This is a genomic window from Caldibacillus sp. 210928-DFI.2.18 (assembly GCF_020554505.1).
Lineage (GTDB): Bacteria > Bacillota > Bacilli > Bacillales > Caldibacillaceae > Caldifermentibacillus > Caldifermentibacillus hisashii.
This window is the reverse complement of record NZ_JAJCHL010000001.1, coordinates 98,885-121,210: the sequence shown is the minus strand read 5'-3', so window position 1 is coordinate 121,210 and position 22,326 is coordinate 98,885. Positions and strand designations below refer to the sequence as shown.

Annotated in this window: 22 protein-coding genes and 2 pseudogenes; 17 read left to right on the top strand and 7 right to left on the bottom strand. The window is 38.4% G+C overall.

Annotation, left to right across the window (positions count from 1 at the left end):
- Nucleotides 1–40: 40 nt before the first annotated feature.
- The 10 genes from LIZ98_RS00630 (at nucleotide 41) to LIZ98_RS00585 (ending at nucleotide 11,459) form a co-directional block, all read left to right on the top strand.
- A complete protein-coding gene (locus LIZ98_RS00630) occupies nucleotides 41–1,180 on the top strand; it encodes an acyl-CoA dehydrogenase family protein (RefSeq protein ID WP_227138613.1) in 1,140 nt (379 codons plus the stop codon).
- Nucleotides 1,177–2,379: an acyl-CoA dehydrogenase family protein gene (locus tag LIZ98_RS00625; protein ID WP_227138614.1), complete on the top strand. Its 1,203-nt coding sequence runs from the start codon at nucleotides 1,177–1,179 to the stop codon at nucleotides 2,377–2,379. Before LIZ98_RS00630 ends, LIZ98_RS00625 begins: the two co-directional genes overlap by 4 nt.
- Before the next feature lie 132 nt (nucleotides 2,380–2,511).
- Nucleotides 2,512–3,300: an enoyl-CoA hydratase/isomerase family protein gene (locus LIZ98_RS00620; protein ID WP_041845157.1), complete on the top strand. Its 789-nt coding sequence runs from the start codon at nucleotides 2,512–2,514 to the stop codon at nucleotides 3,298–3,300.
- A gap of 22 nt (nucleotides 3,301–3,322) precedes the next feature.
- Nucleotides 3,323–4,165 (top strand): SDR family NAD(P)-dependent oxidoreductase, encoded by an 843-nt coding sequence (locus LIZ98_RS00615; RefSeq protein WP_041845156.1) that lies wholly within the window; start codon nucleotides 3,323–3,325, stop codon nucleotides 4,163–4,165.
- A gap of 41 nt (nucleotides 4,166–4,206) precedes the next feature.
- A complete protein-coding gene (locus LIZ98_RS00610; RefSeq protein WP_041845155.1) occupies nucleotides 4,207–5,340 on the top strand; it encodes a thiolase family protein in 1,134 nt (377 codons plus the stop codon).
- Between the two features lie 26 nt (nucleotides 5,341–5,366).
- Nucleotides 5,367–5,714, top strand: a complete 348-nt coding sequence (locus LIZ98_RS00605) for an SCP2 sterol-binding domain-containing protein (protein ID WP_041845154.1) — start codon at nucleotides 5,367–5,369, stop codon at nucleotides 5,712–5,714.
- A gap of 247 nt (nucleotides 5,715–5,961) precedes the next feature.
- Nucleotides 5,962–6,873: a R2-like ligand-binding oxidase gene (locus tag LIZ98_RS00600; RefSeq protein ID WP_216405240.1), complete on the top strand. Its 912-nt coding sequence runs from the start codon at nucleotides 5,962–5,964 to the stop codon at nucleotides 6,871–6,873.
- Between the two features lie 30 nt (nucleotides 6,874–6,903).
- Nucleotides 6,904–8,751 carry an AMP-dependent synthetase/ligase gene (locus tag LIZ98_RS00595; protein WP_227138616.1) on the top strand — a complete coding sequence of 616 codons (1,848 nt, stop codon included), beginning with the start codon at nucleotides 6,904–6,906 and terminating at the stop codon, nucleotides 8,749–8,751.
- 33 nt (nucleotides 8,752–8,784) lie between these two features.
- Nucleotides 8,785–9,882: an SDR family oxidoreductase gene (locus LIZ98_RS00590; RefSeq protein WP_227138617.1), complete on the top strand. Its 1,098-nt coding sequence runs from the start codon at nucleotides 8,785–8,787 to the stop codon at nucleotides 9,880–9,882.
- Nucleotides 9,883–9,932: 50 nt separating this feature from the next.
- Nucleotides 9,933–11,459, top strand: a complete 1,527-nt coding sequence (locus LIZ98_RS00585; protein WP_309240435.1) for an aldehyde dehydrogenase family protein — start codon at nucleotides 9,933–9,935, stop codon at nucleotides 11,457–11,459.
- A gap of 168 nt (nucleotides 11,460–11,627) precedes the next feature.
- Here the strand turns inward: LIZ98_RS00585 and LIZ98_RS00580 are convergent, their stop codons facing one another.
- Nucleotides 11,628–12,341, bottom strand: a complete 714-nt coding sequence (locus tag LIZ98_RS00580; RefSeq protein ID WP_041845149.1) for an NAD-dependent protein deacylase — start codon at nucleotides 12,339–12,341, stop codon at nucleotides 11,628–11,630.
- Nucleotides 12,342–12,529: 188 nt separating this feature from the next.
- Between LIZ98_RS00580 and LIZ98_RS00575 the strand changes: the two genes are divergently transcribed.
- The 3 genes from LIZ98_RS00575 (at nucleotide 12,530) to LIZ98_RS00565 (ending at nucleotide 17,066) form a co-directional block, all read left to right on the top strand.
- Nucleotides 12,530–13,303 (top strand): NRDE family protein, encoded by a 774-nt coding sequence (locus tag LIZ98_RS00575; RefSeq protein WP_227138618.1) that lies wholly within the window; start codon nucleotides 12,530–12,532, stop codon nucleotides 13,301–13,303.
- 120 nt (nucleotides 13,304–13,423) lie between these two features.
- Nucleotides 13,424–15,310: a molecular chaperone HtpG gene (gene htpG / locus LIZ98_RS00570; protein WP_227138619.1), complete on the top strand. Its 1,887-nt coding sequence runs from the start codon at nucleotides 13,424–13,426 to the stop codon at nucleotides 15,308–15,310.
- 157 nt (nucleotides 15,311–15,467) lie between these two features.
- Nucleotides 15,468–17,066, top strand: coding sequence for an acyl-CoA synthetase (locus tag LIZ98_RS00565; protein ID WP_227138620.1), 1,599 nt, complete (start codon nucleotides 15,468–15,470; stop codon nucleotides 17,064–17,066).
- Between the two features lie 58 nt (nucleotides 17,067–17,124).
- On the opposite strand, the gene LIZ98_RS00560 is transcribed toward LIZ98_RS00565, so the two are convergent.
- Together LIZ98_RS00560 and LIZ98_RS00555 are read right to left on the bottom strand one after the other, a co-directional pair.
- Nucleotides 17,125–17,271 carry a hypothetical protein gene (locus LIZ98_RS00560; protein ID WP_162835736.1) on the bottom strand — a complete coding sequence of 49 codons (147 nt, stop codon included), beginning with the start codon at nucleotides 17,269–17,271 and terminating at the stop codon, nucleotides 17,125–17,127.
- Between the two features lie 35 nt (nucleotides 17,272–17,306).
- Nucleotides 17,307–17,570 (bottom strand): DUF1292 domain-containing protein, encoded by a 264-nt coding sequence (locus tag LIZ98_RS00555; RefSeq protein ID WP_227091332.1) that lies wholly within the window; start codon nucleotides 17,568–17,570, stop codon nucleotides 17,307–17,309.
- A gap of 385 nt (nucleotides 17,571–17,955) precedes the next feature.
- Here LIZ98_RS00555 and LIZ98_RS00550 point away from each other — a divergent pair, with 385 nt between their 5' ends.
- The 3 genes from LIZ98_RS00550 to LIZ98_RS00540 all read left to right on the top strand — a co-directional run bounded on the left by LIZ98_RS00550 (nucleotide 17,956) and on the right by LIZ98_RS00540 (nucleotide 19,769).
- The gene (locus LIZ98_RS00550) at nucleotides 17,956–18,504 is read left to right on the top strand and encodes an HD domain-containing protein (RefSeq protein ID WP_227138621.1); all 549 of its coding nucleotides are present in this window, start codon (nucleotides 17,956–17,958) and stop codon (nucleotides 18,502–18,504) included.
- 133 nt (nucleotides 18,505–18,637) lie between these two features.
- On the top strand, nucleotides 18,638–19,027 hold the full coding sequence (locus tag LIZ98_RS00545) for a thiol-disulfide oxidoreductase DCC family protein (RefSeq protein WP_095141255.1): 390 nt from the start codon (nucleotides 18,638–18,640) through the stop codon (nucleotides 19,025–19,027).
- Between the two features lie 358 nt (nucleotides 19,028–19,385).
- Complete coding sequence (locus LIZ98_RS00540) at nucleotides 19,386–19,769, top strand: hypothetical protein (protein ID WP_034770093.1); 384 nt, start codon at nucleotides 19,386–19,388, stop codon at nucleotides 19,767–19,769.
- A 60-nt stretch (nucleotides 19,770–19,829) separates the two neighbouring features.
- Here LIZ98_RS00540 and LIZ98_RS00535 read toward each other — a convergent pair.
- Nucleotides 19,830–19,973, bottom strand: a pseudogene (locus LIZ98_RS00535) (MocR-like pyridoxine biosynthesis transcription factor PdxR); the annotation flags it as partial.
- Here LIZ98_RS00535 and LIZ98_RS00530 point away from each other — a divergent pair.
- Nucleotides 19,965–20,216, top strand: a pseudogene (locus LIZ98_RS00530) (proline dehydrogenase family protein); the annotation flags it as partial. The pseudogenes LIZ98_RS00535 and LIZ98_RS00530 sit on opposite strands and share 9 nt — an antisense overlap.
- Before the next feature lie 201 nt (nucleotides 20,217–20,417).
- Here the strand turns inward: LIZ98_RS00530 and LIZ98_RS00525 are convergent.
- The 3 genes from LIZ98_RS00525 to LIZ98_RS00515 all read right to left on the bottom strand — a co-directional run bounded on the left by LIZ98_RS00525 (nucleotide 20,418) and on the right by LIZ98_RS00515 (nucleotide 22,174).
- The gene (locus LIZ98_RS00525; protein WP_034770111.1) at nucleotides 20,418–20,642 is read right to left on the bottom strand and encodes a hypothetical protein; all 225 of its coding nucleotides are present in this window, start codon (nucleotides 20,640–20,642) and stop codon (nucleotides 20,418–20,420) included.
- 101 nt (nucleotides 20,643–20,743) lie between these two features.
- Complete coding sequence (locus LIZ98_RS00520) at nucleotides 20,744–21,472, bottom strand: MFS transporter (RefSeq protein WP_108898030.1); 729 nt, start codon at nucleotides 21,470–21,472, stop codon at nucleotides 20,744–20,746.
- Nucleotides 21,473–21,562: 90 nt separating this feature from the next.
- On the bottom strand, nucleotides 21,563–22,174 hold the full coding sequence (locus tag LIZ98_RS00515) for a winged helix-turn-helix domain-containing protein (protein ID WP_108898029.1): 612 nt from the start codon (nucleotides 22,172–22,174) through the stop codon (nucleotides 21,563–21,565).
- Nucleotides 22,175–22,326 lie beyond the last annotated feature (152 nt).

Below are 22,326 nucleotides of genomic sequence, written 5' to 3'. Positions count from 1 at the left end.
GCTAAAAAAGCAGATGAACGAAACGAGGAGGAACGTGCAGGTGATTTCATTTCGCCCGACAGAAGAAGAGACAGCCTTTATTGAAGTTGCTAAAGACCTGGCAATAAATAAAATCAGGCCACTGATTAAAGAAGTTGATCAAAACAGTGAAGGTTTACAAGAAACATTATCTCAAATGAGTGAGCTCGGATTTTTAGATATGGAATTACCGGAAAGTTGGCATGGATTAAAACTGCCACTCATTTCCCAAGTGCAAATATTAAAAGCGCTTAGTTACGGGGACTTAGATTTTATCCAAAGCCTACCCGGAGCAGGGGATGCAGCTTCTCTAATTCGCTTATTACCGGAAACAGAAGAAATGCAAACTTTTAGAGAAAAATATTTATCCGCTGAAAATAAAACGATCGCCTATACGGAAGCTGTTGATCAGGAAACGGATTGGGGCAGTACCATACAATTAGAAAATGATGGTGATGGATATATTCTGAGTGGTCGTACTCTCCCAACCAGATTAGCCATGCAAGCTCATTTTATTGTCATAAGTACGACAGATTCTTTCGGAAGGAAAGTGGTCTTTTATCTCGATCATGGTGACTGGGAGAAGGAAGAAAATAATCAGTTTGGTTTAGTTTCTTCCGGAATTGCATCCCTTCAATTTCATCGGGAGAAAATTGCGAAGAGTCAAGTACTCAGTATTGGTGACCAAGCGGAAAAGGTGATAACTCAAGCACGGGGTAGAATCCAAATTCTTCAGGCAGCAAAAGAAGTCGGTTTGGCGGAAGCAGCTCTCGATTATGCAACTGAATATACAGCCGGAAGATATGCCTTTGGTCAGGAAATAGCGAAATTTCAAGGGGTATCATTTCGGATCGCGAAAATGGCGATTGAGGGAAAAGCAGCCAATAATCTTGTTCTGGAAGCGGCAGTCAATGCCGATAGAAAATCAACGAACGATAGCTTGGCTTTAAGAGGGTTACAACGTGCCCATCGCGCCGTCTGTTTTGCGACTGACTCTGCCGTTCAATTGTTAGGCGGGCACGGATTTATCAGGGAATACCCGGTAGAAAAGTGGATGCGAGATGCCCAAGCACAGGTCATGTTATACGGTAAAGAAAAAGACCTGCTACTGCAATATGGAAAACGACTGGTCGAAGAGGAAAAGGATGTGGCCCGATTATGATTTCCTTTGAATTATCTGAACAACAAAAACAAATGAAAGAGTTGACCCATTATTTAGCTGAATATGAAATTCGACCCATTGCCTTGGAAGCCGAACGGTTGAAAAAAGTACCGGAAGAATTTTTAAATCAAATGAATCAAATGGGGATTCATTTAAACACGGCATCTTTTAAAGGGGATAAAGCAAAAAACGGGCGACCGAAAAAGGAAAATGAAGCAAACCGAATGGGTGTTATTGCAATGGAAGAATTGGCTTGGGGAGATGCCGCCATTACTTTATCTTTGCCCGGACCGGGACTTGGAGGACCTCCTATCATGACGAGCGGTACTCCCGAGCAACAAGAGCGGTTTTTAACGATTTTTACAGCAGATCAGCCGAGATGGGGGGCATATGCATTAACAGAACCCGATGCGGGCTCGGATGCATCAGGAATCCGAACCTCAGCCCGAAAGGTAGATAGAGGTTATATTTTAAATGGTCAAAAAATCTTCATTACAAATGGAGCCAGAGCATCATGGGTGGTTGTTTTTGCCACGGTTGATCCGTCTCTCGGCAGAGCGGGACATCGGGCATTTGTTGTTGAAAAAGGAATGGAAGGTTTTTCCAGTCCGAAAATAGCAGATAAAATGGGGCTTCGTGCCAATGAAACAGCTGAATTAGTTTTTGAAGATTGCTTCGTTCCCCAAGAAAATCTCTTGGGTGGAGAAAAACTTTATGAACAAAGGGCTTCAAAAGCTTCCGGATTTCAAGTAGCCATGAAAACGTTCGACAGCACCCGGCCCATTGTAGCAGCTATGGCGATTGGTATAGCACGAGCAGCATATGAATACACATTGGACATAGTAAAAAAGGAATTTCCAAAACATGGCCGTTTATATCAAATTAGTTTGGAAATGCTTGCCGAGGCAGAGCAGGACATTGCAGCTGCAAGATTGCTAACTTGGGAAGCTGCCTGGAAAGCAGATATCGGAATAGAAAATGCGAAAGAAGCCGCAATGTGTAAAGCACTTGCCGGTCAAATGGCTCTTGTCGTTTGTAAAAAATGTTTAGACTTGCTTGGACCGGTTGGATTAACCGGTCACTTGGTGGAAAAATGGTATAGAGATGTAAAAGTATTTGATATTTTCGAAGGGACAAATGAAATTCAGCATTTGGTTGTTGCTCGCCGACAATATGCCCCGTATAACATTCGAGTCTGATTTAATGTGTATGAAACACGTTTTATACAATTGAATGGAAACGTTTTTATCAGGGAAAAGCAGGCAATTTGAATAGATTGTATTAAAAACGAGTATTCATACACATCACATTTACGGATTGGAGGTGTGAACATGGAATTTGCAACGATTAACATTCATAAGCGAGACAAAGGTGTAGCTTGGCTAATGATAAACAATCCTCCTGTAAATGCGATTAATGATACGTTAATGGATGACCTCGAAAAAGCTGCCGATGTATTAGAAAACGATCCGGATGTGCGTGTCATTGTTATCGCAAGCCAACATCCAAAGATTTTTTTAGCAGGGGCAGATTTAAAAGCGATGATTACCAATTCAGCCGATTATGCAGGAGAAGAAAACGGTATTGAAAAAGGGAGTATGCGCATGCAAAACTGTTTTCACCGCTTCTCCACACTTGAAAAACCAGTAATTGCAGCCATTAACGGCCATGCTTTAGGAGGTGGCTGCGAGTTGGCAATGGCATGTGACTTTCGAATCATGGGCAAAGGGCGAATCGGTCTTACGGAGGTATCCCTTGGAATTTTACCCGGTGCAGGCGGAACACAAAGATTGACAAGACTCGTTGGAAGAGCAAAAGCGCTTGAACTGATTTTTACTGCCAAACAATTGGAAGCAAAGGAAGCGAAAGAAATTGGTCTTATTCATCAGGCGGTAAATCCGGAACATTTCGAACAGGAAGTGACGGAATTTGCGGAACTGTTGGCTCAAGGCGCTGTGAAAGCAATGGGTTTAGCAAAACGGGCGGTCAATGCCGCTGATTTGCCGATCGAAAAAGGATTACAAATTGAAGCAAAAGCGTTTGCTGAAACATTTTTAACGGATGAACCGGCAATCGGTTTAACGGCCTTTTTTAATAAAGAAAAAGCAATATTTATTTGAAAGGTAAAGTGAGGTAAGAGTCATGTCCAGTTGGGATGAATTTTTAAAAGGAAAAACCGCGATTATAACGGGAGCTTCACGTGGAATTGGCAGAGCAACAGCACTTGCCTTGGCAGAAGCCGGTGCCGATATCGTCATTACCGATATTTTACTGGAATCAGATGACAGTAATGAACAAGTGGCGGAAAAGTATGGTCCGATCGCTCAAATTATGCAGAGCACAAATGTCATTTATTCAGAAAAAACCACGATGGAAATTCGGGAAATGGGTCGGAAAGCGATGGCGATCAAAATGGATGTTACTGATCGAGAACAGATAAAAAATGTCTTTGCTCACGTAAAAGAGGAATTTGGCAAAATTGATATTTTAGTTAATAATGCCGGAACATTAGATCATGTTTCACAAATTACGGACCAAAATGATGATTTTTGGCAACGAGATTTAAATGTCAACTTAACCGGAACATATAATTGTACCAAAGCAGTCTGGCCATATATGAAAGAGCAACAATACGGAAAAATCATTAATTTATCTTCTGTTGCGGGGACCTTGGGTGGTTTTGGTCAGGCAAGCTATTCAGCAACAAAGGGTGGTATCTTAAGTTTTACAAAAAGTATGGCGTTAGAAGGGGCAAGGCACGGTATTAATGTGAACGCCATTGTTCCGGGAGTAATCGAATCGGAAGCTTTTCGGATGGGGAATCCGAACATGAATGAAAGAATGATTAAACGGACCGCTTTTAGAAGACCCGGGCAACCGGAAGATATTGCCAATGCCATTACCTTCTTAGTTTCAGATAAAGCAAAATATATAACCGGTATTGGACTAAATGTTTCCGGCGGTATCGAATTATTTACTTTCTAGAATGATAGGTTTACAGATTTTTCGAAAAGGGAGGGAGAGGATTGCGAGAGGCTGTAATTGTTGACGCAATACGGACACCGATTGGAAGAAAGAAAGGAATGTTTAGCCAAGTTCATCCGGTAGATTTATTGGTACCAGTTTTAAAGTCATTAGTAGAGCGGAACCAATTGGACCCATCAGAAATAGATGATGTCATTTGCGGTTGTGTAACGATGACGGATGAACAAGGAGGCAATATCGGCCGAATGAGCGTTTTGGCAGCCGGTTTGCCGGTAGAAATTCCTGCCTTTTCCTTAAACCGGATGTGCGGTTCCAGCCAACAAGCAATTCATAATGCATCACAAGCGATTTTGGCTAATGATGACGATATTGTGATTGCTTGTGGCGTTGAAAATATGTCGAGAGTACCAATGGCCAGCGATATCGGAAATTTCAGCGAACAGCTGTTAGATAAGCATCAAGTAATACCCCAAGGGATGTCGGCAGAACTGATTGCCGAGCATTGGCAATTATCAAGACAAGAACTGGATGAATTTGCATATGAAAGTCACCAAAAGGCAATTGAAGCGACAGATAAGGGCTTATTTTCCAGAGAAATTTTACCCTTTCGAGAAAACGGTCAGGAAATAAAAACAGATGAAGGGATTCGCAGGGATACCAATTTACAAAAATTATCCGAGCTAACTCCTTCTTTCAATCCGTCATCCGGTGTAATAACGGCGGGGAACTCAAGCCAAATCAGTGACGGAGCGGCAGGCGTATTAATGATGTCATACGAAAAAGCCAAACAACTCGGTCTAAAGCCTCGAGCAAAGATTATTGCCCGATCCGTTGTCGGGATTGATCCGGTCATGATGTTAACCGGAGTCATCCCGGCTACTGAAAAAGTTTTAAAGAAAGCCGGACTTACATTAGACCAAATGGATGTCATCGAAATTAATGAGGCCTTCGCTTCGGTCGTTAAAGCGTGGGCGAAGGAATTAAAGCCGGACATGAAAAAAGTAAATCCAAGAGGTGGGGCGATTGCGCTCGGTCATCCGTTAGGTGCAAGTGGTGCACGAATAATGACTACTTTGCTTCATACTTTGGAAGATATGGATGGAAAATACGGTCTGCAAGTTATGTGTATCGGCTTTGGCATGGCCACTGCCACAATTATCGAAAAAATGGAATGAAAATAACAAAATTGGAGGGATTTAAAATGAATTTTACCAAACCAAGTTCCATTGAAGTGTTTGAAATGATTGATGCGGCATTAAAACATGATCCGAGTATAACAAAAGGAAAAGAAGGTGTGTATCAATTTACCTTACAAGGAGAAGACGGCGGTACTTATCAAATTATCATTGATGAAAAGGGAGGCAGAGCCGTAAGCGGGGAGGAATTGAAACCAACTTGTATACTTGTGATAAATACGGAAGATTTCAAAGATATGATTGCAAAAAAATTGAATCCGACCGTTGCCTTTATGAGCGGAAAACTAAAAATCAAAGGGAATATGGGGCTTGCACTGAAACTACAAACCTTGCTTAACGCAGTAAATTTCTAGCTTATAGAAGAAATTGATTTTGGAAATTGACAATCGGAACGGCTCATTACATGAAAGGGCCGTTTCTTAATAAAGTGAAACTCCATTAGTGGGGTTTTCTTCATCCTCCACTGACGGTTAGATGAACCAATCGGGCCTTTCGGGTACTTATTTTCTTCCTTTACATCTTTCTCTTAAACCATAACAGGAAGATTTAGTAACTGTTTGTGCCGGCTAAATTTGACAAATTTTTCAAGGAGGTATTTGTATGGTTCATGAGAGTTTTCAAACTGTTGACAGCCAATTGAATTGGGAATCACCGATGTATAAATTGTGGGAAAAAGCGAAGAAAAACGGGAAATGGGACCCGGCCGAAATTGATTTTACACAGGATAAAATTGATTATGAAAATATGACCGATGATGAAAGAATAACGATTTTACCGCTGGTTGCCTCATTTGCCGGCGGTGAAGAAGCTGTCACATTAGATATCTTGCCAATGGTACAGCTGATGGCAAGGCAAGGAAGATTGGAAGATACAATGTTTTTGTCGACTTTCATGTTTGATGAAGCGAAACATACGGAATTATTTTCCAGATGGCAAAAAGAAATTGGGATTCAAAATATTGATCTTACCTCTTTCCATGGCGACAGTTATAAGCGAATTTTTTATGAAGAATTACCGGAAAAAATGGAACGACTCAATACCGATGATTCACCGGAAGCTATCATTAAGGCTGCAACCGTTTACAATATGATTGTTGAAGGGATTTTGGCAGAAACCGGTTATTACTCTTTTCGCCAAATATTTAAAAAAGCAGGGATGTTACCGGGCATTTTACAAGGGATTGATTATTTGAACCAGGATGAAGGTCGGCATCTTCGTTTCGGAATTTATACTATCCAAAGACATGTCGCCGGGAATGAGAAAAACTATAAAATTTTCATTGATTATATGGATGAATTATGGCCGGATGCATACGGTGTCATTGAATACTTAACAACATTATATGATATCCAAGTTGCCCAAGATTGGGTACGAACAAGATTTGATTTTGATTCAAATATCATGAGGGAATATGCAAAAAGGCAGTTTGAAATTCGGAAAAACCAGGTTGATCGGGCGCGTAAATATGCTGATGCAGTTCAATTAGATCAAGAATGGACGACAGAAGTTTAAATTTATTTGTTTCTTGAAAGGGGGAATCGGATGAAACCGGAAAATCTTGTGGAAATGTTGGATCGAACCATTGACAAATATCCTAATAAGACCGCCTTTATTTGGAAAGAAGATGGGATTTACCAAAAAATGACCTATCGTACCTTTTGGCAAAAAATTATCCATGTTGCATCGGGTCTTCATCATTTAGGTATCCAAGAGCAAGATAAAGTAGCCATTATTTCGAACAGTAATCCGATGTGGGGAATCACAGACTTTGCCTTGGCAAGTTTAAATGCAGTGAGTGTACCGATTTATCCGACTTTGCCGACTCACCAAGTTCGTTATATTCTTGAAAATGCGGATGTGCGTGCGGTTGTCGTTGAAAATGAAATACAAAGAAAGAAAATTATTGATAGTCGGGTAGATACGATTGATTATATTATCACCATGTACCCGAATGATGATTATAGATCAACGGATAATGAAATCAGTTTTGCTCAATTAGAAGAAATTGGGAAAAGGAATTCTTTAAATGATTGGGAGGAAAGATGGCGCAATATTGATCGTGATCAGTTGGTGACAATTATTCATACATCCGGTACAAGCGGAAAACCAAACGGTGTCATGCTTACTCATGGTAATTTTTTGGCGAATATTGAGACCGTTCAGTTTTGGTTAATTGAAATTACACCGGATGATCTAGCACTTTCCTACCTACCTCTTTCTCATGTTTTTGAAAGAATGGCAGGACATTATACTTTGCTTTCCGTCGGGGCAACAATTGCTTATGCAGAGAGTATTGATACTTTGCCGGAAAATTTAAAGGAAATTCAACCTACCGTCATGACCAGTGTTCCCCGTTTTTTTGAGAAAGTGTATGCAAGGGTAATGGAAGAAATCGAACAAGGTAGTGCCATTAAGAAAAAAGTGTTCAATTGGGCAGTGAATGTGGGAATAGAAAGGTATGAACTTTATCTAAAAGCTCGTGTCGATGAATTGATTTTAGGCGATACCATGCCAAAGTCGTTAAAAAGAAAATGGAAAATTGCCGATCGTTTAGTTTTTCAAAAGGTGAAAAAACAACTTGGGGGCAATCTTCGGGGACTGGTCTCAGGCGGTGGCTCGCTAAATAGGGATATTGCAAACTTTTTTTGGGCCATTGATCTCCCTATTTTAGAAGGATACGGATTATCGGAAACGGCACCTGTTGTAGCAACCAATCCAATGGTTAGGGCTAAAATCGGAACTGTAGGGAAAGTTCTACCTAACCTCGAAGTCAAAATGGCTGATGACGGGGAAATATTCGTTCGTGGTCCGAGTGTAATGAAAGGTTATTATAAAAATGAAGAAGCAACAAAAGAAGCCTTTGATGGTGATTGGTTTAAAACCGGAGATCTCGGAGAATGGGATGAAGATGGTTATTTGAAAATTGTTGATCGGAAAAAGAGAATTCTTGTTTTATCAACCGGTAAAAACGTCGCTCCACAGCCAATTGAAAATGCCATTTGTGAAAGTGCTTTTATCGAATATGCTTTAGTTGTAGGTGACAAGCGAAAATTTGTGGTGGCTTTAATAAAACCTGATTATGAACAGTTAATCCCATGGATGGAGCGACATGGCATTCAGGGAAAGTTTTATAATGAAATTGTCCGTGATGAAAAGGTACAACATTTATTAATAAGTGAAGTAGAACAAGCGATTCAACAATTTGCCGAATATGAAAAACCAAAGCGGATCATTATCGTGGAAGATGAATGGACTGTTGAGAGCGGTGAAATTACACCGAAGCTATCCGTCCGATATAAAGTGGTTGAAAACAAGTATCGGGATGCAATCGAAAAGGCTTACGATGAAGAAGATAAAGATAAGAAAAATGTAAAAGTATTTACCGCTTAATGGGATGAAAAATATGGCTATGGAGGTGAAAGGGTGAGTCAGGTTTATTTTTTTACCGGTTTTCCGGGTTTTATTGCTAATCAATTAATTCACGGGATTTTAACGAAATATGATAATGTTGAAAAAATATATGTGCTCGTTCTTCCGACTATGAAACATCAAGCAAAAGTGAGAATCAATCAATTCAATGAACAATATTCGCTCCCGGATGGTAAAATATCGATTATAGAAGGCGATATTACGAAAGTTCATTTAGGAATTAACGAAAAAATAAATAGAGAGCTTGAGACATCTGTAACCCATGTATTTCATCTCGCTGCTATTTACGATTTGGCGGTACCAAGGGATATTGCTTATCGGGTCAACGTAGACGGGACGAGAAATGTCAATGAATGGGTACAGAAACTTCAAAAATTAAAACGATATACCTATTTCAGTACGGCCTATATTACAGGGACAAGAACAGGTATACTAAAGGAAGACGAATTGATCCGTCCACCCGGTTTTAAAAATTATTATGAAGAAACAAAATATGAAGCAGAATTATTAGTCCATGCATTAAAAAAGCAAGTTCCGGTAACGATTATCCGGCCGGGAATTGTCAAAGGGCATTCAAAAACGGGAGAAACGGTGAAATTTGACGGGCCTTATCTGTTCTTAAATATGATGGACCGCTTGCGAAATACCCCCCTTTTTCCAAAAATGGGAAATCCGGAAGCGGAAATTAATTTAGTTCCGGTTGATTTTATTGTGGAAGCAGTCCTTTACTTAAGCCATGCCGATATCGGTGAGGGGAAAACTTATCATTTAACTGATCCGAAACCTTACAAAGTTCCGGTTTTATATGAAATGATGTTAAAAGAATTACTTGGAAAACGCCCCAGAGGGAAAATACCATTATTTATTCCAAGATTTTTGCTTTCTTTTGCATCGATACGAAAGGCGTTACGGATTGAAAAAGAAACTTTGGATTATCTCACATGGATGGGTAAATTTGATTGCACAAATGCACAAAGGGATTTGCGGGAAGCTTCTATATCTTGCCCGGATTTAAAAGATCAAATGCCGTCCATGATCCGGTTTTATTTAGAAAATAAGGATAATGATCAGTATCATATTGTTATAAGATAATAGAAACGGTTCTAGTTTTATTTTAAATTATTTAATTGAAAGGTATGGGAATGATGACCCTATTGCAAGCTGTTAATCCGGCAACCGGTGAATATATGGAAGATATTGAGGAGACAAAAATCGAGGAAGTGGAGCTGTATTATCATCAAGCGCGTACCGCTTTTGAAAAATGGAGCACACTTGCCATTTCGGAACGACTCATCTATTTGAAAAAATTGAAGTCGGTTATGGTGGAGAACATGGACCGGCTTGCCCAAGTAATTGTCCAAGATACAGGGAAAGTTCCAACCGAAGCAATGGTAGCAGACATCATGCCGACATTGGATGCGATTACTACAATTGTGAAACATGCTGAAAAAATATTGTCTCCTAAAAGAGTAAAAACACCGCTTTTATTAATCGGCAAAAAATCATATGTCGAATATATGCCAAGAGGGGTTGTTCTGGTGATATCGCCATGGAATTACCCGCTTCAGCTTGCTGTTGTTCCGGTCATCAGTGCGCTGGCGGGAGGAAATACGGTTATTTTAAAACCTTCCGAAGTCACTCCATTAGTCGGTAAATATATTGAAGAAATTTTTCAAAAAGCCGGTTTTCCAAAAGATGTTATCCAAGTTGCACATGGCGGAAAAGAGGTTGGTGCTGCATTGACTGCAGGAAATCCTGATTACATTTTTTTTACCGGTTCGGTTCGTACAGGAAAAATCATTCAAGAGGTTGCCGCCAAAAAATTAATTCCGACTACATTAGAGCTTGGCGGGAAAGATCCGCTCATTGTATTTAAAGATGCAAATTTGAAACGGGCGGCAAAAGGTGCGGTATGGGGTGCTTTTACGAATTCCGGGCAAGTATGTATGAGTGCGGAACGAATTTATGTAGAGGAATCGATATACGATGATTTTTTAAATATGGTAAAGATAGAAACGGAAAAACTTATTCAAGGTACCGATAAAGACAGTGACATCGGGTCGATGACTTTTCCAAAGCAAAAAGAAATTGTGAAACAACATGTAAAGGATGCATTGGAGAAAGGAGCTGTGTTAGTTTCGGGCACACCACCCGATAAATGGGATGATTCCATGTTTATTCAGCCGGTAATCTTAGCCAATCTTAACCAAGATATGGAAGTCGTTTGTGAAGAAACGTTTGGCCCGGTGATGCCGATCATCCCCTTTAAAACGGAAGAAGAGGTAATTAAGCTGGCTAATGAGTCCAATTACGGATTAAATGCCAGCGTTTGGACATCTGATTTAAAAAAAGCAAGGCGGGTAGCCAGTCGACTCGTGTCAGGAGCTGTAACGATAAACGAGGTATTAGTCTCCGTAGCTAATCATTATTTACCGTTTGGCGGAACAAAAGATAGCGGTATAGGTCGTTACCACAGTGAAGAAGGATTAAGGATTTTTTGCCACGAAAAAGCCATTATTTTAGACAGAGGCAAGCTGAATAAAGAAATTCAATGGTATCCATATAAAGGAAAGTACTTAGCGTTTCTGCAGTTATTTCAAAGTTATTTCCGTGAACGAAAAAAATGGATTCGATTTTTGCGAAGTTATTTGAAGCTTTTAAGAAGGTAATTCGGTTCTTATAATGTTTATATTGATTTCGTCTATTCAGTTATCACGGATGCGTTTAGAAAGCAAAATTTTACTAATTTCAAAAAGAGACAAGTCGAGCGTTCAATCAGTGGGATGGAAAAATCCTTACTGATTGAACCAAAATGTAATTTTGAAACAAGAGAATGATTATTGTATCTTTTGATCAAGTTCTGTAAGTAATTCCCCGATCTTTTTATCATGAATCACTTGATCGGCAAACTTATCAAATGGGGTAGGTTCCATGTTCACAATTACTAATTTCGCACCACTCCCTTTGGCAATTAAAGGAAATTGGTTGGCTGGCGTAACGGATAAAGAAGAACCTAAAACGATAAACAAGTCTGCTTTCTCTGTTTCCTCCATAGCAAGTTGAAAAGCATCTTGCGGCAATACTTCACCAAATAATACGATATTTGGACGTAACACGCCGCCACATTCACAATAATAATCTTTGTTTACATAGTTTTCACTGCTATATTCTTTTCCACATTTCTGACAGTGCAGTTTTTGAAGTGTTCCATGTAATTCGGCCACACGAGTGCTGCCCGCTTCTTGATGAAAACCGTCAACGTTTTGGGTGATGATGGAGCGAATAATCCCCTCTTGTTCCCATTTGGCTAATATATAATGTCCTTGATGAGGGCCAAATTCTTTTACACCTAATACGCGTTCTCGATAAAACTCAATAAATTCTTTGACATTTTCATTCAAGGCTTTCGTACTGGCAATTTGACTTGGATCTTTTTTTCTCCAAAGTCCGTTATTGCTTGAACGAAAATCCGGTAACCCGCTTTCAGTTGACATCCCTGCTCCGGTAAAGACAACCGTATGACGAGATGATTTTAACCAATCTTCTAACATGTCATTTCCTCTCCTTCTTTCATTTTAAATACGTTTCCCTATAAATATAGTACGCCTTCTGCCGGCAAAGTTCAAAAAAACAAAATTTGGCTTTATATTCATTTTAAAATATGTAAAGATTTAATTACAAAGAAAAAAATTTAACACATTAATAGATGTGATTTTGGTAGAGAAGGTGGGGGAAGAAAATGTGTTTGATATTATTTGCTTATAAAATGCATCCGGAGTACCCATTAATCGTGGCAGCAAATCGGGATGAATTTTTTCAACGACCGACAGCACCTGTTCACTTTTGGGATGACGAACCGAATATATTAGCCGGACGGGATTTGGAAAAAATGGGCACTTGGATGGGGGTCACAAAATTTGGACGGTTTGCCGCTTTAACGAATTATCGGGATCCGAGTGAAAATATTGTTGGCAAAAAATCACGCGGGGAACTTGTTCGAAATGCACTCACCTTTAAAAGGGAAATTCCCGACTTTTTTAAAATCGTACAAGCAGAGTCCAATCAATTTCCAGGTTTTAATTTCATTGCCGGTGACAAAGATCAATTGTATTATTTTTCCAATATAGAAGGGATCGTTCGAGAGTTGTTGCCCGGAATTTACGGTCTAAGCAATCATTTGTTGAATACACCATGGCCAAAGGTGGAAGTTGGCAGAGACAATTTTCGAAAATTATTGAATAAGAACGTCACCGACCTCCCTGACGAATTATTTAAGTTACTGATGAAAGCCGACCCTTTTCCGGACGAGCTATTACCGAATACCGGTGTTCCAATAGAGATGGAACGAATGCTATCACCACTTTTTATTAAAAGCGATGACTATGGCACGCGAAGTTCAACCGTCATGCTTATGTCAAACAATGAAGTTTCCTATATTGAACGAATTTATCAACCGGAAGCAAAAGGAGAAAGACGGTTTTGTATTTCAATTGTTAAATGGAAAGAAAAATGACCTAATAAAGGAAATTGACAGAACTTAGATTGTATGATATTACATAAATGTCGATTAGCACTTTGGACAATAGAGTGCTAAAATAAGTACGAAAAGATTTTATTTGAAAGGAGAAAGATGATGGAAAAAAAACAGTTCCAAGCAGAATCAAAGCGACTTCTCGAAATGATGATTAACTCCATTTACACAAAAAAGGAAGTTTTCTTGCGTGAATTGATTTCCAATGCAAGTGATGCGATTGATAAAATCTACTACAAAGCATTGACGGATGATTCCCTTTCCTTTGATAAAGATAACTACTACATAAGAATTGTGCCGAATAAAGACGATCGAACGTTATCGGTCATTGACACCGGGATTGGGATGACGAAAGAAGAATTGGAAGAAAATCTCGGAACGATTGCCAAAAGCGGTTCCCTTGCTTTCAAAAAAGAAAATGAAATTAAAGACGGTTTTGATATTATCGGTCAATTTGGAGTTGGTTTCTATGCCGCGTTTATGGTCGCTGATGTTGTGACTGTCATAAGTCGTGCGTTAGGTTCTGACCAAGCATATAAATGGGTATCAAGTGGTGCAGACGGATACACCATTGAACCGGTGGAAAAAGCGGATACCGGTACGGAAGTGATTTTGAAACTGAAAGAAAATACGGAAGATGAATCTTATGATGAATTTTTAGATGAATGGCGTTTAAAAGAAATTATTAAGAAATATTCCGATTTTATCCGCTACCCGATTAAGATGGAAGTCACCCATTCAAAACCGAAAGATGATGACAGTAATAAATATGTTGATTATAAAGAAGAAGAAACAATCAACAGCATGGTACCGATTTGGAAGAAAAATAAAAGCGAGTTGTCTGATGACGATTACATGAATTTTTATAACGAAAAACGGTACGGTTTCGACAAGCCGTTAAAACATATTCATATTAGTGTTGACGGTACTGTACGCTATAATGCGATTCTGTATATTCCGGAACGGGCACCGTATGATTTTTACACACCGGATTATGAAAAAGGGTTAGAATTGTATTCGAACGGTGTGCTCATCATGAATAAATGCGCCGATCTACTCCCAGATTATTTCAGCTTTGTCAAAGGGATGGTCGACTCGGAAGACTTGTCACTGAACATTTCCCGCGAGATGTTGCAACATGACCGACAACTAAAAGTGATTGCCAAAAATATTAAAAATAAAATTAAACGAGAATTGGAAAACTTGTTGAAAAATGAGCGGGAACAATACGAAAAATTTTATGAAGCATTTGGCCGTCAATTAAAGTTTGGCGTGTACAGCGATTTTGGCGCGAATAAAGATGTATTACAAGATTTGCTGTTGTTCTATTCTTCCAAAGAGAAAAAATTAGTGACATTAGATGAGTATGTATCACGTATGCCGGAAGACCAAAAGTATATTTATTATGCAACAGGTGATTCGATTGACCGAATTGATAAATTACCGCAAACTGAACTTGTTCGTGATAAAGGCTATGAAATTTTATATTTCACCGAGGATATTGACGAATTTGCCATCAAAATGCTCATGGATTACAAAGAAAAACAATTTAAATCTGTATCCGACAACGACCTCGGTATTGAATCGGAGGAGAAAGAGAAAGAAACGGAAGCAGAAGAAGAGGAATATAAGGAACTGTTTGATTACATGGCAAGTGTCCTCGGTGGTAAGGTTAAGAAAGTAAAAGCATCCAAACGATTAAAAACGCATCCGGTTTGCTTGTCAACCGAGGGTGAGATTACCATTGAAATGGAGAAAGTATTAAACGCTATGCCTAACCCGAATGGACAGAAAGTGACAGCTGAAAAGGTACTTGAAATTAACACCCATCATGATGTGTTCAAATCCTTGCAAGCCGCTTTTAGAAACGATAAAGAAAAACTTGAACTCTACACGAAACTTTTATATAACCAAGCATTATTAATTGAAGATTTACCGATTGAAGACCCGGTAGCATTCACAAATGATATGTGTAAGGTAATGGTGTAAAGATGAAGAGTATCCAGTAAAAGGTATATGCTCCTTTTTATTGGATACTTTTTTCTATTCGCCAAATATAGACAAACTCCGCCATTGCCAACCCGATTTTTCTTTATTAAAATAAACGTATAAATTTTTAATATTTTATAAAACAGGGGGTAGGGGCATGAATACAGAAATGAATGTGGAAGTATCGAAAAGGATCGACCGGGTAAGAAGAAATACGTTAGGGGATTTGTTGACAAGAACAAGAGAGCGAGTTCCGAATAAATTTGCAATCGCTTACAACGGAATGCGGTTTACCTATTCTGAACTGGATGATCTCGTTAATCAGACGGCACATGCGTTTATTGCTGATGGAATGAAAAAAGGGGATATGATTGCCGTTATTTCGAAAAACAGCCTTGACTTTGTTATCGTCAATTTCGCACTAGCAAGAATTGGAGCGGTGATGATTCCTCTGAATTACATGCTTACTTCTCAAGATGTGAAGTATGTCATTAATCATGCCGGTGTATGCGGATTTTTGTCTGCGGTTGAATTTGCTGCTGTGCTTGATACTGCGGCAGGCAGTCGAGCCATTCGGTTCCGTTATTTAATGGATTATCCGTTAGACAAATCCGTTCCCGATGAATTGAAAAGCTGGAAATCACTTGCAGTTGAGAGAAAAGACCAATCAACTGAATTCATTGATGCCGATATTGATGATGAATCTTTGGCACATGTCCTTTACACAAGCGGTACCGAATCACGTCCAAAAGGGGTGATGCTTACCCATAAAAGCATTGTCAGTGAATATGTGAGTTGTATTGTCAGCGGTGAGATGGCGGAAAATGATGTCTGTATTCATGCTTTACCGCTTTACCACAGCGCTCAACTTCACTGTTTTCTCGGACCTAGTATATATTTAGGGTCGAGTGGCATTATTCTTGAAAGCGCAAAGCCGGATGTCATTTTAGAGACGGTAGAGAAGGAAAAAATAACGCAATTATTTTGTCCGCCAACAGTATGGATTTCGTTACTTCGCCATCCGGATTTTAATAAACGGGATATATCTTCGTTGGAAAAATGTTATTACGGTGCAGCAATCATGCCGATGGAAGTATTAAAAGAACTGTCTGTGCGTCTGCCGCAAGCCCGATTTTTTAATTTTTACGGTCAAACCGAAGTCGCCCCGCTCGCTACAGTTTTAAAACCGGAAGACCAAATGCGAAAACTTGGTTCAGCAGGGAAGCCGTCTTTACATGTTCAAACAAAAATTGTAGATGAAAATGATGTGGAGGTCCCACGTGGTGTGATTGGGGAAATTGTTCACCGTACCCCACATGCGATGAAAGGATATTTGTTTGACCCGGAGAAAACAGAGGAAGCATTTCGGAATGGTTGGTTTCATAGCGGAGACCTGGGGGTAATGGATGAAGAGGGCTATATTACCATTGTTGACCGCAAGAAAGATATGATTAAAACAGGTGGAATAAATGTATCCAGCCGGGAAGTGGAAGAAGTTATTTATCAATTGGATGGGGTATCCGAAGTGGCGGTTATTAGCATACCCGATCCATATTGGATTGAAGCAGTTATGGCCATTATCGTTCCAAAGAAAGGGGCCAATTTAACGAAAGGGGATATACTGAATTTTTGTAAAAACCATTTATCAAAATTTAAAGTACCCAAATATATTGAATTTGCCGATGAATTGCCGAAAAACCCAAGTGGAAAACTGTTAAAACGGACTTTGAGGGAAATGTATAAAGAATTAGGATAATAAGATAAAAAAAGCGTTACGTGTTGTAGCGCTTTTTTCTATAATGACTATTGGATGATCAATCAAAATCATCCAATGTAAGGGTAGTTACTTCCGTGTACTCTCCCTTTTCTTTTTCAGCCTTTGTCGCCTTTTGTTCCAATTCCTCATCATTGTCAATCCCCGGTGCAATCGTCGGCTCTTCTTTTTGATTCAATTTTTTCACATTAAATCCTCCTCGTTAAAATGATTTCAACGTTTTCATTCTTTCGGCTGATCAGCTGGATTCGCTTTAACAGCTATTTGATAAGCATCCAAAATAGATTCACTTAAATCCGGCTTTTCAACACCAACAAGAAATTGTTCTCCATTTTCTTCTTCAATTTTCATTAACAGCGTCTCATCATCATTTCGAATCAGCGCATAACTTTCATCATCGACATCAAACAGCGCTTCAATAAAATATTCAACTTCTTCGCCTTGCTCTTTTTGAACAGTAACTGAATCCCGTAAATAGTAACTCATGAAATTTCCTCCATCTATCATTGATACTAATTACAGTATTTACATTTTTATAAAAAACATCCTTTTGAAATATGGTTAAAAATAATTGGTTTTTATGGTAAACTTTATTATAGGACTATTCTGATAATCAGGAGGGGGCATTATGAGTAAAAATATAAAATGGGGCATATTCGGGATTTTATAAAGTTGTCTATTTATTCCAATGGTCTTTCTCATCATCTCGCTTTTTACCCATCAGTGGGGATTTTTCTACTGGAGTCTGCTGGCTGCTTTTCAAGTTGGTATCCCTTGTGGAATAATTACGTATCAACAATATAAAAAAGAGAAAATAAATAATTAAAAGTACTGTTGATTTCCTTATTCTTTTTTTGGAGGAAGTTTAAGCATGTCTGTCATTGAAAAAGCAATTGAAGTTGCCGCAAAAGCCCATGATCACCAATATCGGAAAGGGACCAATCTTCCGTATATCTCGCATCCATATACTGTTGGGGTGTTGCTTTTAACATTCGGGTATGCCGAGGAAGTTGTTGCCGCCGGAATTTTGCATGATACCATGGAAGATACTGATTTAACGCTTGATGATATCAGAAAGGATTTTGGAGAAAGAATTGCCGACATCGTACGCGGTGCATCTGAGAAAGATAAAAGCTTAAGTTGGGAAGAGAGAAAACAGGCCACAATCGATCATCTTGCTACCGAGCCGAGAGATGTTTGCCTCATCGTTTGTGCCGACAAACTGCATAATCTAACAACTATTAAGAGAGAACTTGAAAGAGAAGGGGAGAAGGTGTGGACCCGATTCAAGAGGGGACGCGAAAAGCAGGCATGGTATTACCGGGAAGTCGTTCATAAACTGGAAAACAAAATAGCAAATGAAAGGATTTTCGTTCAGTTAAAAAATGAAGTCATATCTGTATTTGGAAAAGAAAAGTAGGGTGGGGTATCCCATTTTATCCTCATTGTTAATCAAAGCCATTCAAGGTTTTTTATTGGATAGCAAGGCCAATATATAATTTAGTGGAGACAGGAAAGATAAATAAATGACTAATTAAAAGAGGGCGAGCGTATTGACAAAAATAATTCTTTTTGACGGTGTTTGTCAGTTTTGTGATCGGAGCGTCCAATTTATTATTAAGCGGGATAAAAAGGGACATTTCAAGTTTGCTTCTCTCCAAAGTGATTTGGCAAAGCAGCTACTTTCGCAATACAATGTGGCAAAAGATGTGGATAGTCTCGTTCTCCTTGATGGTAACAACTATTATATAAAGTCAACCGCAGCACTTCGTATTTGTAAAAATTTATCCGGCTTTTGGAAACTTGGATATCTGCTTCTTGTTATTCCAAGACCATTTCGAGATTTCGTTTATCAACTGATCGCAAAAAACCGCTACAATTGGTTCGGTAAAAAAGAAGCTTGTACAATCCCTTCACCGGAAATGAGAAAACGATTTTTATAATCCTTAAGAATATTTATGAAAAACATGTTTCATTAGCAGTTTTTATGATTTTTCCTTCTCCAATGTAAACAATAGGGGAGAAGGAGGTGGATGCATGCCAAGGGGAAAAGAATTGGAGCAATTACCGATGTCAAATGTCGCACCAAGTATTGGGGATGACTAGGCAAAAACCAATCGTACGTCTTTAACAATAATACACCTGCTTTATATCAAGGTGATCCTTTTATAAAACGTAACTTACTAGTTCAAAAATTGGAAGAAGCACCTTATCATCTTAATAGAGCGAAAGATGTTGTACTATCTCAATTGCAGGAAAGATCTTTACAAAGATTAATTATTGATTAAAGAAGGTGATTAGATGATTGATTACACAAAATTTGACGTCATGTTTATGGATGAAGTGATTGCCAGTGTTGATTTAAAACCCGAGGGAAGTGATAAACCTTATGTTATCAACTACATAAAAGGATTTAATAAACAATTTTCTCCTGATTCAGAAGGTTATATTACAAAAGAAGAACTTGAAAGATGGTTAAAATGGCGCGTGTTCCCGAGTACGAGAGTGAATGCAAAAGAACTATTGGCGAAACTCGGCTTAAATAACTATAACCGTTGGGCAATCGTTCGTAAAACACACGGGGTTATGGCAGATGATGAAATTTGGATTCGGTTCAAGGGGGAAACATTGAAACACCGTGATGTCACTTTACGAAAATATTTGTATTACCCGGAAGAAGCTTAGCTCATTTTAGAGTTTCATTGGTAGTATAGAAATGAAATAATACAATTGTAAAATTTGTTTGAGGTGAACAATAAACTGAATGGGTAACGTTCCTCCTAAAGGAAACTGATGGGGAGGAGTAACAAAGATGAATCTTGGGTTTTTATTTAATGGCAGCAAAGATGTCTTCATTCCATAGGATATAACTGTGCAGATGTAATACAGGAAATGGAACAACGTTAGTTTTTGAATCATCCCAATGTAGAAATCGAAATGCTCTTCGGAATACGTCCAGATTTGATAAAGGAATTAAAAAACAAAGAGTACAACTGTAAAGTATACTTGACTTACGGGAAAGAGTGGTATTTATATTTGTGCCATCGAATCGCTGAATATCCGGAAAATCTGTATCGTGCAGTAACAGATATGATTGATCCATCCTTAGCAGGGGAGAGTAGTTCATATTAAAAAGCAGGTGATTTACAAAGGTTTCATACATACTATTGGAGGAAGGATTTATGAAGGAATCTCGACGAGTTGAGAGCTGAGTGGTGGAGAACGAGAGAAGGTAAATTTCGTAGTTCTATTGCACACCTGCAAAACCTAGAACCTGCCCCATCAATCACCATTGGGGTTTGAAAAAAGGGATTCATGGGGTAGGTTCTGTCTTTATCTTTTTTTCTTTTTATTTTCTAACGCTGAAAAACTCGGTTTTAGCACTTGTTCAAATTCAACTTCAACATGGTGAATACTTCCATCTAGTGTGTAGACATTAACTACTTTTCCTTTTCTTCCTTTAATTTTTACTTGCTCATTAACGGAAGGTAATTGATTCCGAAGCTGACTCAGAACAATTGCCCGATTTCCTAATTCTACAAAATGTGTAACAACCATCATCCAACCTCTCTTCTATAAAAAATTATATAATTAAGCATATGATTGGATGAAAGTTTTGATGATTGACCTGTTTATAAATGGGGTATTTTTATTAAATATTATTTCATTGGTAAACTAGTATTGTTCATTTTATTTACAGTAATTAAGAATGTTTCCGGCTTCATTTCTTTAACGGTTGGTAACTTTCTTAACTTTGGATGGAGTAACCAAACAATTGAAATCATGATAAATCCGCAACTTGAGCAGGCAAAGACAATTGAACTATTAAAAATTTCCGCTAAATATCCACCCAATAGTGAACCAAATGGCATAGCAATTGCACTCAAACTATATGTAACTGAACTAATTCTTCCGTACATGCTGTTTGGTATGATGGATTGATTAATTGCACCGAATAAAACATTAATCGCGCCAATTGGAATCCACGCTAAACCGTATAGGGAGATAGCAAGCATTGATGATGGAATGATTGCCGATAAAAACCAACTTGTGAATCCAATGGCAAACATAACAATAGCAGAGAGTCCTACACGAAATTGTTCCAACTTAGAAGAAAGAAGAGCTCCAATCAAAACACCTGTCGACTGAGCAGCTAACAAAAAACCATATATTTCCACACCACCTTTATCGTTACTGTATGAGGGAAGGACGGCCATCGAAATGCCTATAGCAAAGTTACAAACAACTGACCCTAATAAAAATACAGAAAGCAATGAATGAAAGACAATTGAAAATCCTTCCTTTAATTCATCCCTATATCCAATATTCGTAACAAGCCGTCCGAGAAAGAGAAATAAAAAGCTCTTATTTTTCCATAATTTTTTCATTTATAGCAATCTCCTAACAGTATATTTAATTTATTCGGTCAAATAAATTTAACCGTTTGCTAAAAAAAAGAAATCGATAAATGTTAAAGATTAATCATCGACTTCTAAAGGATCTTCAAACATAGGTGTTTCCACTTCAAATCCATAGGCAGAAAGATGATAGAGTTTCTTCTTACTATCACTATGCTGATTGACCTGTTGTTTGAATTGATTCACAAGGGCAAAAAAGTTTTTAATAAAATCTCTAAATTGCTCCTCTGTTGCATGTATTTCCCATATGGAACCGAGATGATTCCAGTCTGCGGGATCCTCATTAGGAGCATTAAGAAACGCTTCAGCAGGTGCTGATAACACACGATTTTGCGTTTCTGCCAACATTTGATAAAGAATGGTTCTGGTCGCATCGCCAATTTCTTCAGAGTGGGGAAGTAGATCAACGGAAGGAGTAAAACCTCTAGCAACCGATTGGTAAAACTTTTGGATAATACCATTTTTTTCTTCCCGTTTGACAATCTCAATTAAACCATTCTTTTCAAGTTCTTTTAAGTGGTAATGTATTTTCGCTCGAGATAAATCAAATTGCTCAGATAACTGTTGACCCGTATAGGGTTTTTCAAGAAGTTTCATTAAAATTTTGGTCCGCAACGGATCACTAATTGCCCGTAATTGTTCATAGGTAGTTAAAGTCATCATCTGTTTCATAAAAATCACTCCGTAAAAATAAAATAAACGGTAAAAAATATTTAACAGTATAATAACATAAGACTTTGTAAAAAATCAAATATTTTTATAAAAATTTACAGAAACACTTGTTCGTAATCATTGTTATTGATATAATTGGAATAAAGTAGAGA

Bases quoted from the DNA above. Each gene is read 5' to 3' on its own strand.
- LIZ98_RS00625 (WP_227138614.1), top strand. From the start codon at position 1,177: ATGATTTCCTTTGAATTATCTGAACAACAAAAACAAATGAAAGAGTTG.
- LIZ98_RS00620 (WP_041845157.1), top strand. From the start codon at position 2,512: ATGGAATTTGCAACGATTAACATTCATAAGCGAGACAAAGGTGTAGCT.
- LIZ98_RS00615 (WP_041845156.1), top strand. From the start codon at position 3,323: ATGTCCAGTTGGGATGAATTTTTAAAAGGAAAAACCGCGATTATAACG.
- LIZ98_RS00605 (WP_041845154.1), top strand. From the start codon at position 5,367: ATGAATTTTACCAAACCAAGTTCCATTGAAGTGTTTGAAATGATTGAT.
- LIZ98_RS00600 (WP_216405240.1), top strand. From the start codon at position 5,962: ATGGTTCATGAGAGTTTTCAAACTGTTGACAGCCAATTGAATTGGGAA.
- LIZ98_RS00595 (WP_227138616.1), top strand. From the start codon at position 6,904: ATGAAACCGGAAAATCTTGTGGAAATGTTGGATCGAACCATTGACAAA.
- LIZ98_RS00585 (WP_309240435.1), top strand. From the start codon at position 9,933: ATGATGACCCTATTGCAAGCTGTTAATCCGGCAACCGGTGAATATATG.
- LIZ98_RS00580 (WP_041845149.1), bottom strand. From the start codon at position 12,341: ATGTTAGAAGATTGGTTAAAATCATCTCGTCATACGGTTGTCTTTACC.
- LIZ98_RS00575 (WP_227138618.1), top strand. From the start codon at position 12,530: ATGTGTTTGATATTATTTGCTTATAAAATGCATCCGGAGTACCCATTA.
- htpG (WP_227138619.1), top strand. From the start codon at position 13,424: ATGGAAAAAAAACAGTTCCAAGCAGAATCAAAGCGACTTCTCGAAATG.
- LIZ98_RS00565 (WP_227138620.1), top strand. From the start codon at position 15,468: ATGAATACAGAAATGAATGTGGAAGTATCGAAAAGGATCGACCGGGTA.
- LIZ98_RS00555 (WP_227091332.1), bottom strand. From the start codon at position 17,570: ATGAGTTACTATTTACGGGATTCAGTTACTGTTCAAAAAGAGCAAGGC.
- LIZ98_RS00550 (WP_227138621.1), top strand. From the start codon at position 17,956: ATGTCTGTCATTGAAAAAGCAATTGAAGTTGCCGCAAAAGCCCATGAT.
- LIZ98_RS00540 (WP_034770093.1), top strand. From the start codon at position 19,386: ATGATTGATTACACAAAATTTGACGTCATGTTTATGGATGAAGTGATT.
- LIZ98_RS00525 (WP_034770111.1), bottom strand. From the start codon at position 20,642: ATGGTTGTTACACATTTTGTAGAATTAGGAAATCGGGCAATTGTTCTG.
- LIZ98_RS00520 (WP_108898030.1), bottom strand. From the start codon at position 21,472: ATGAAAAAATTATGGAAAAATAAGAGCTTTTTATTTCTCTTTCTCGGA.
- LIZ98_RS00515 (WP_108898029.1), bottom strand. From the start codon at position 22,174: ATGAAACAGATGATGACTTTAACTACCTATGAACAATTACGGGCAATT.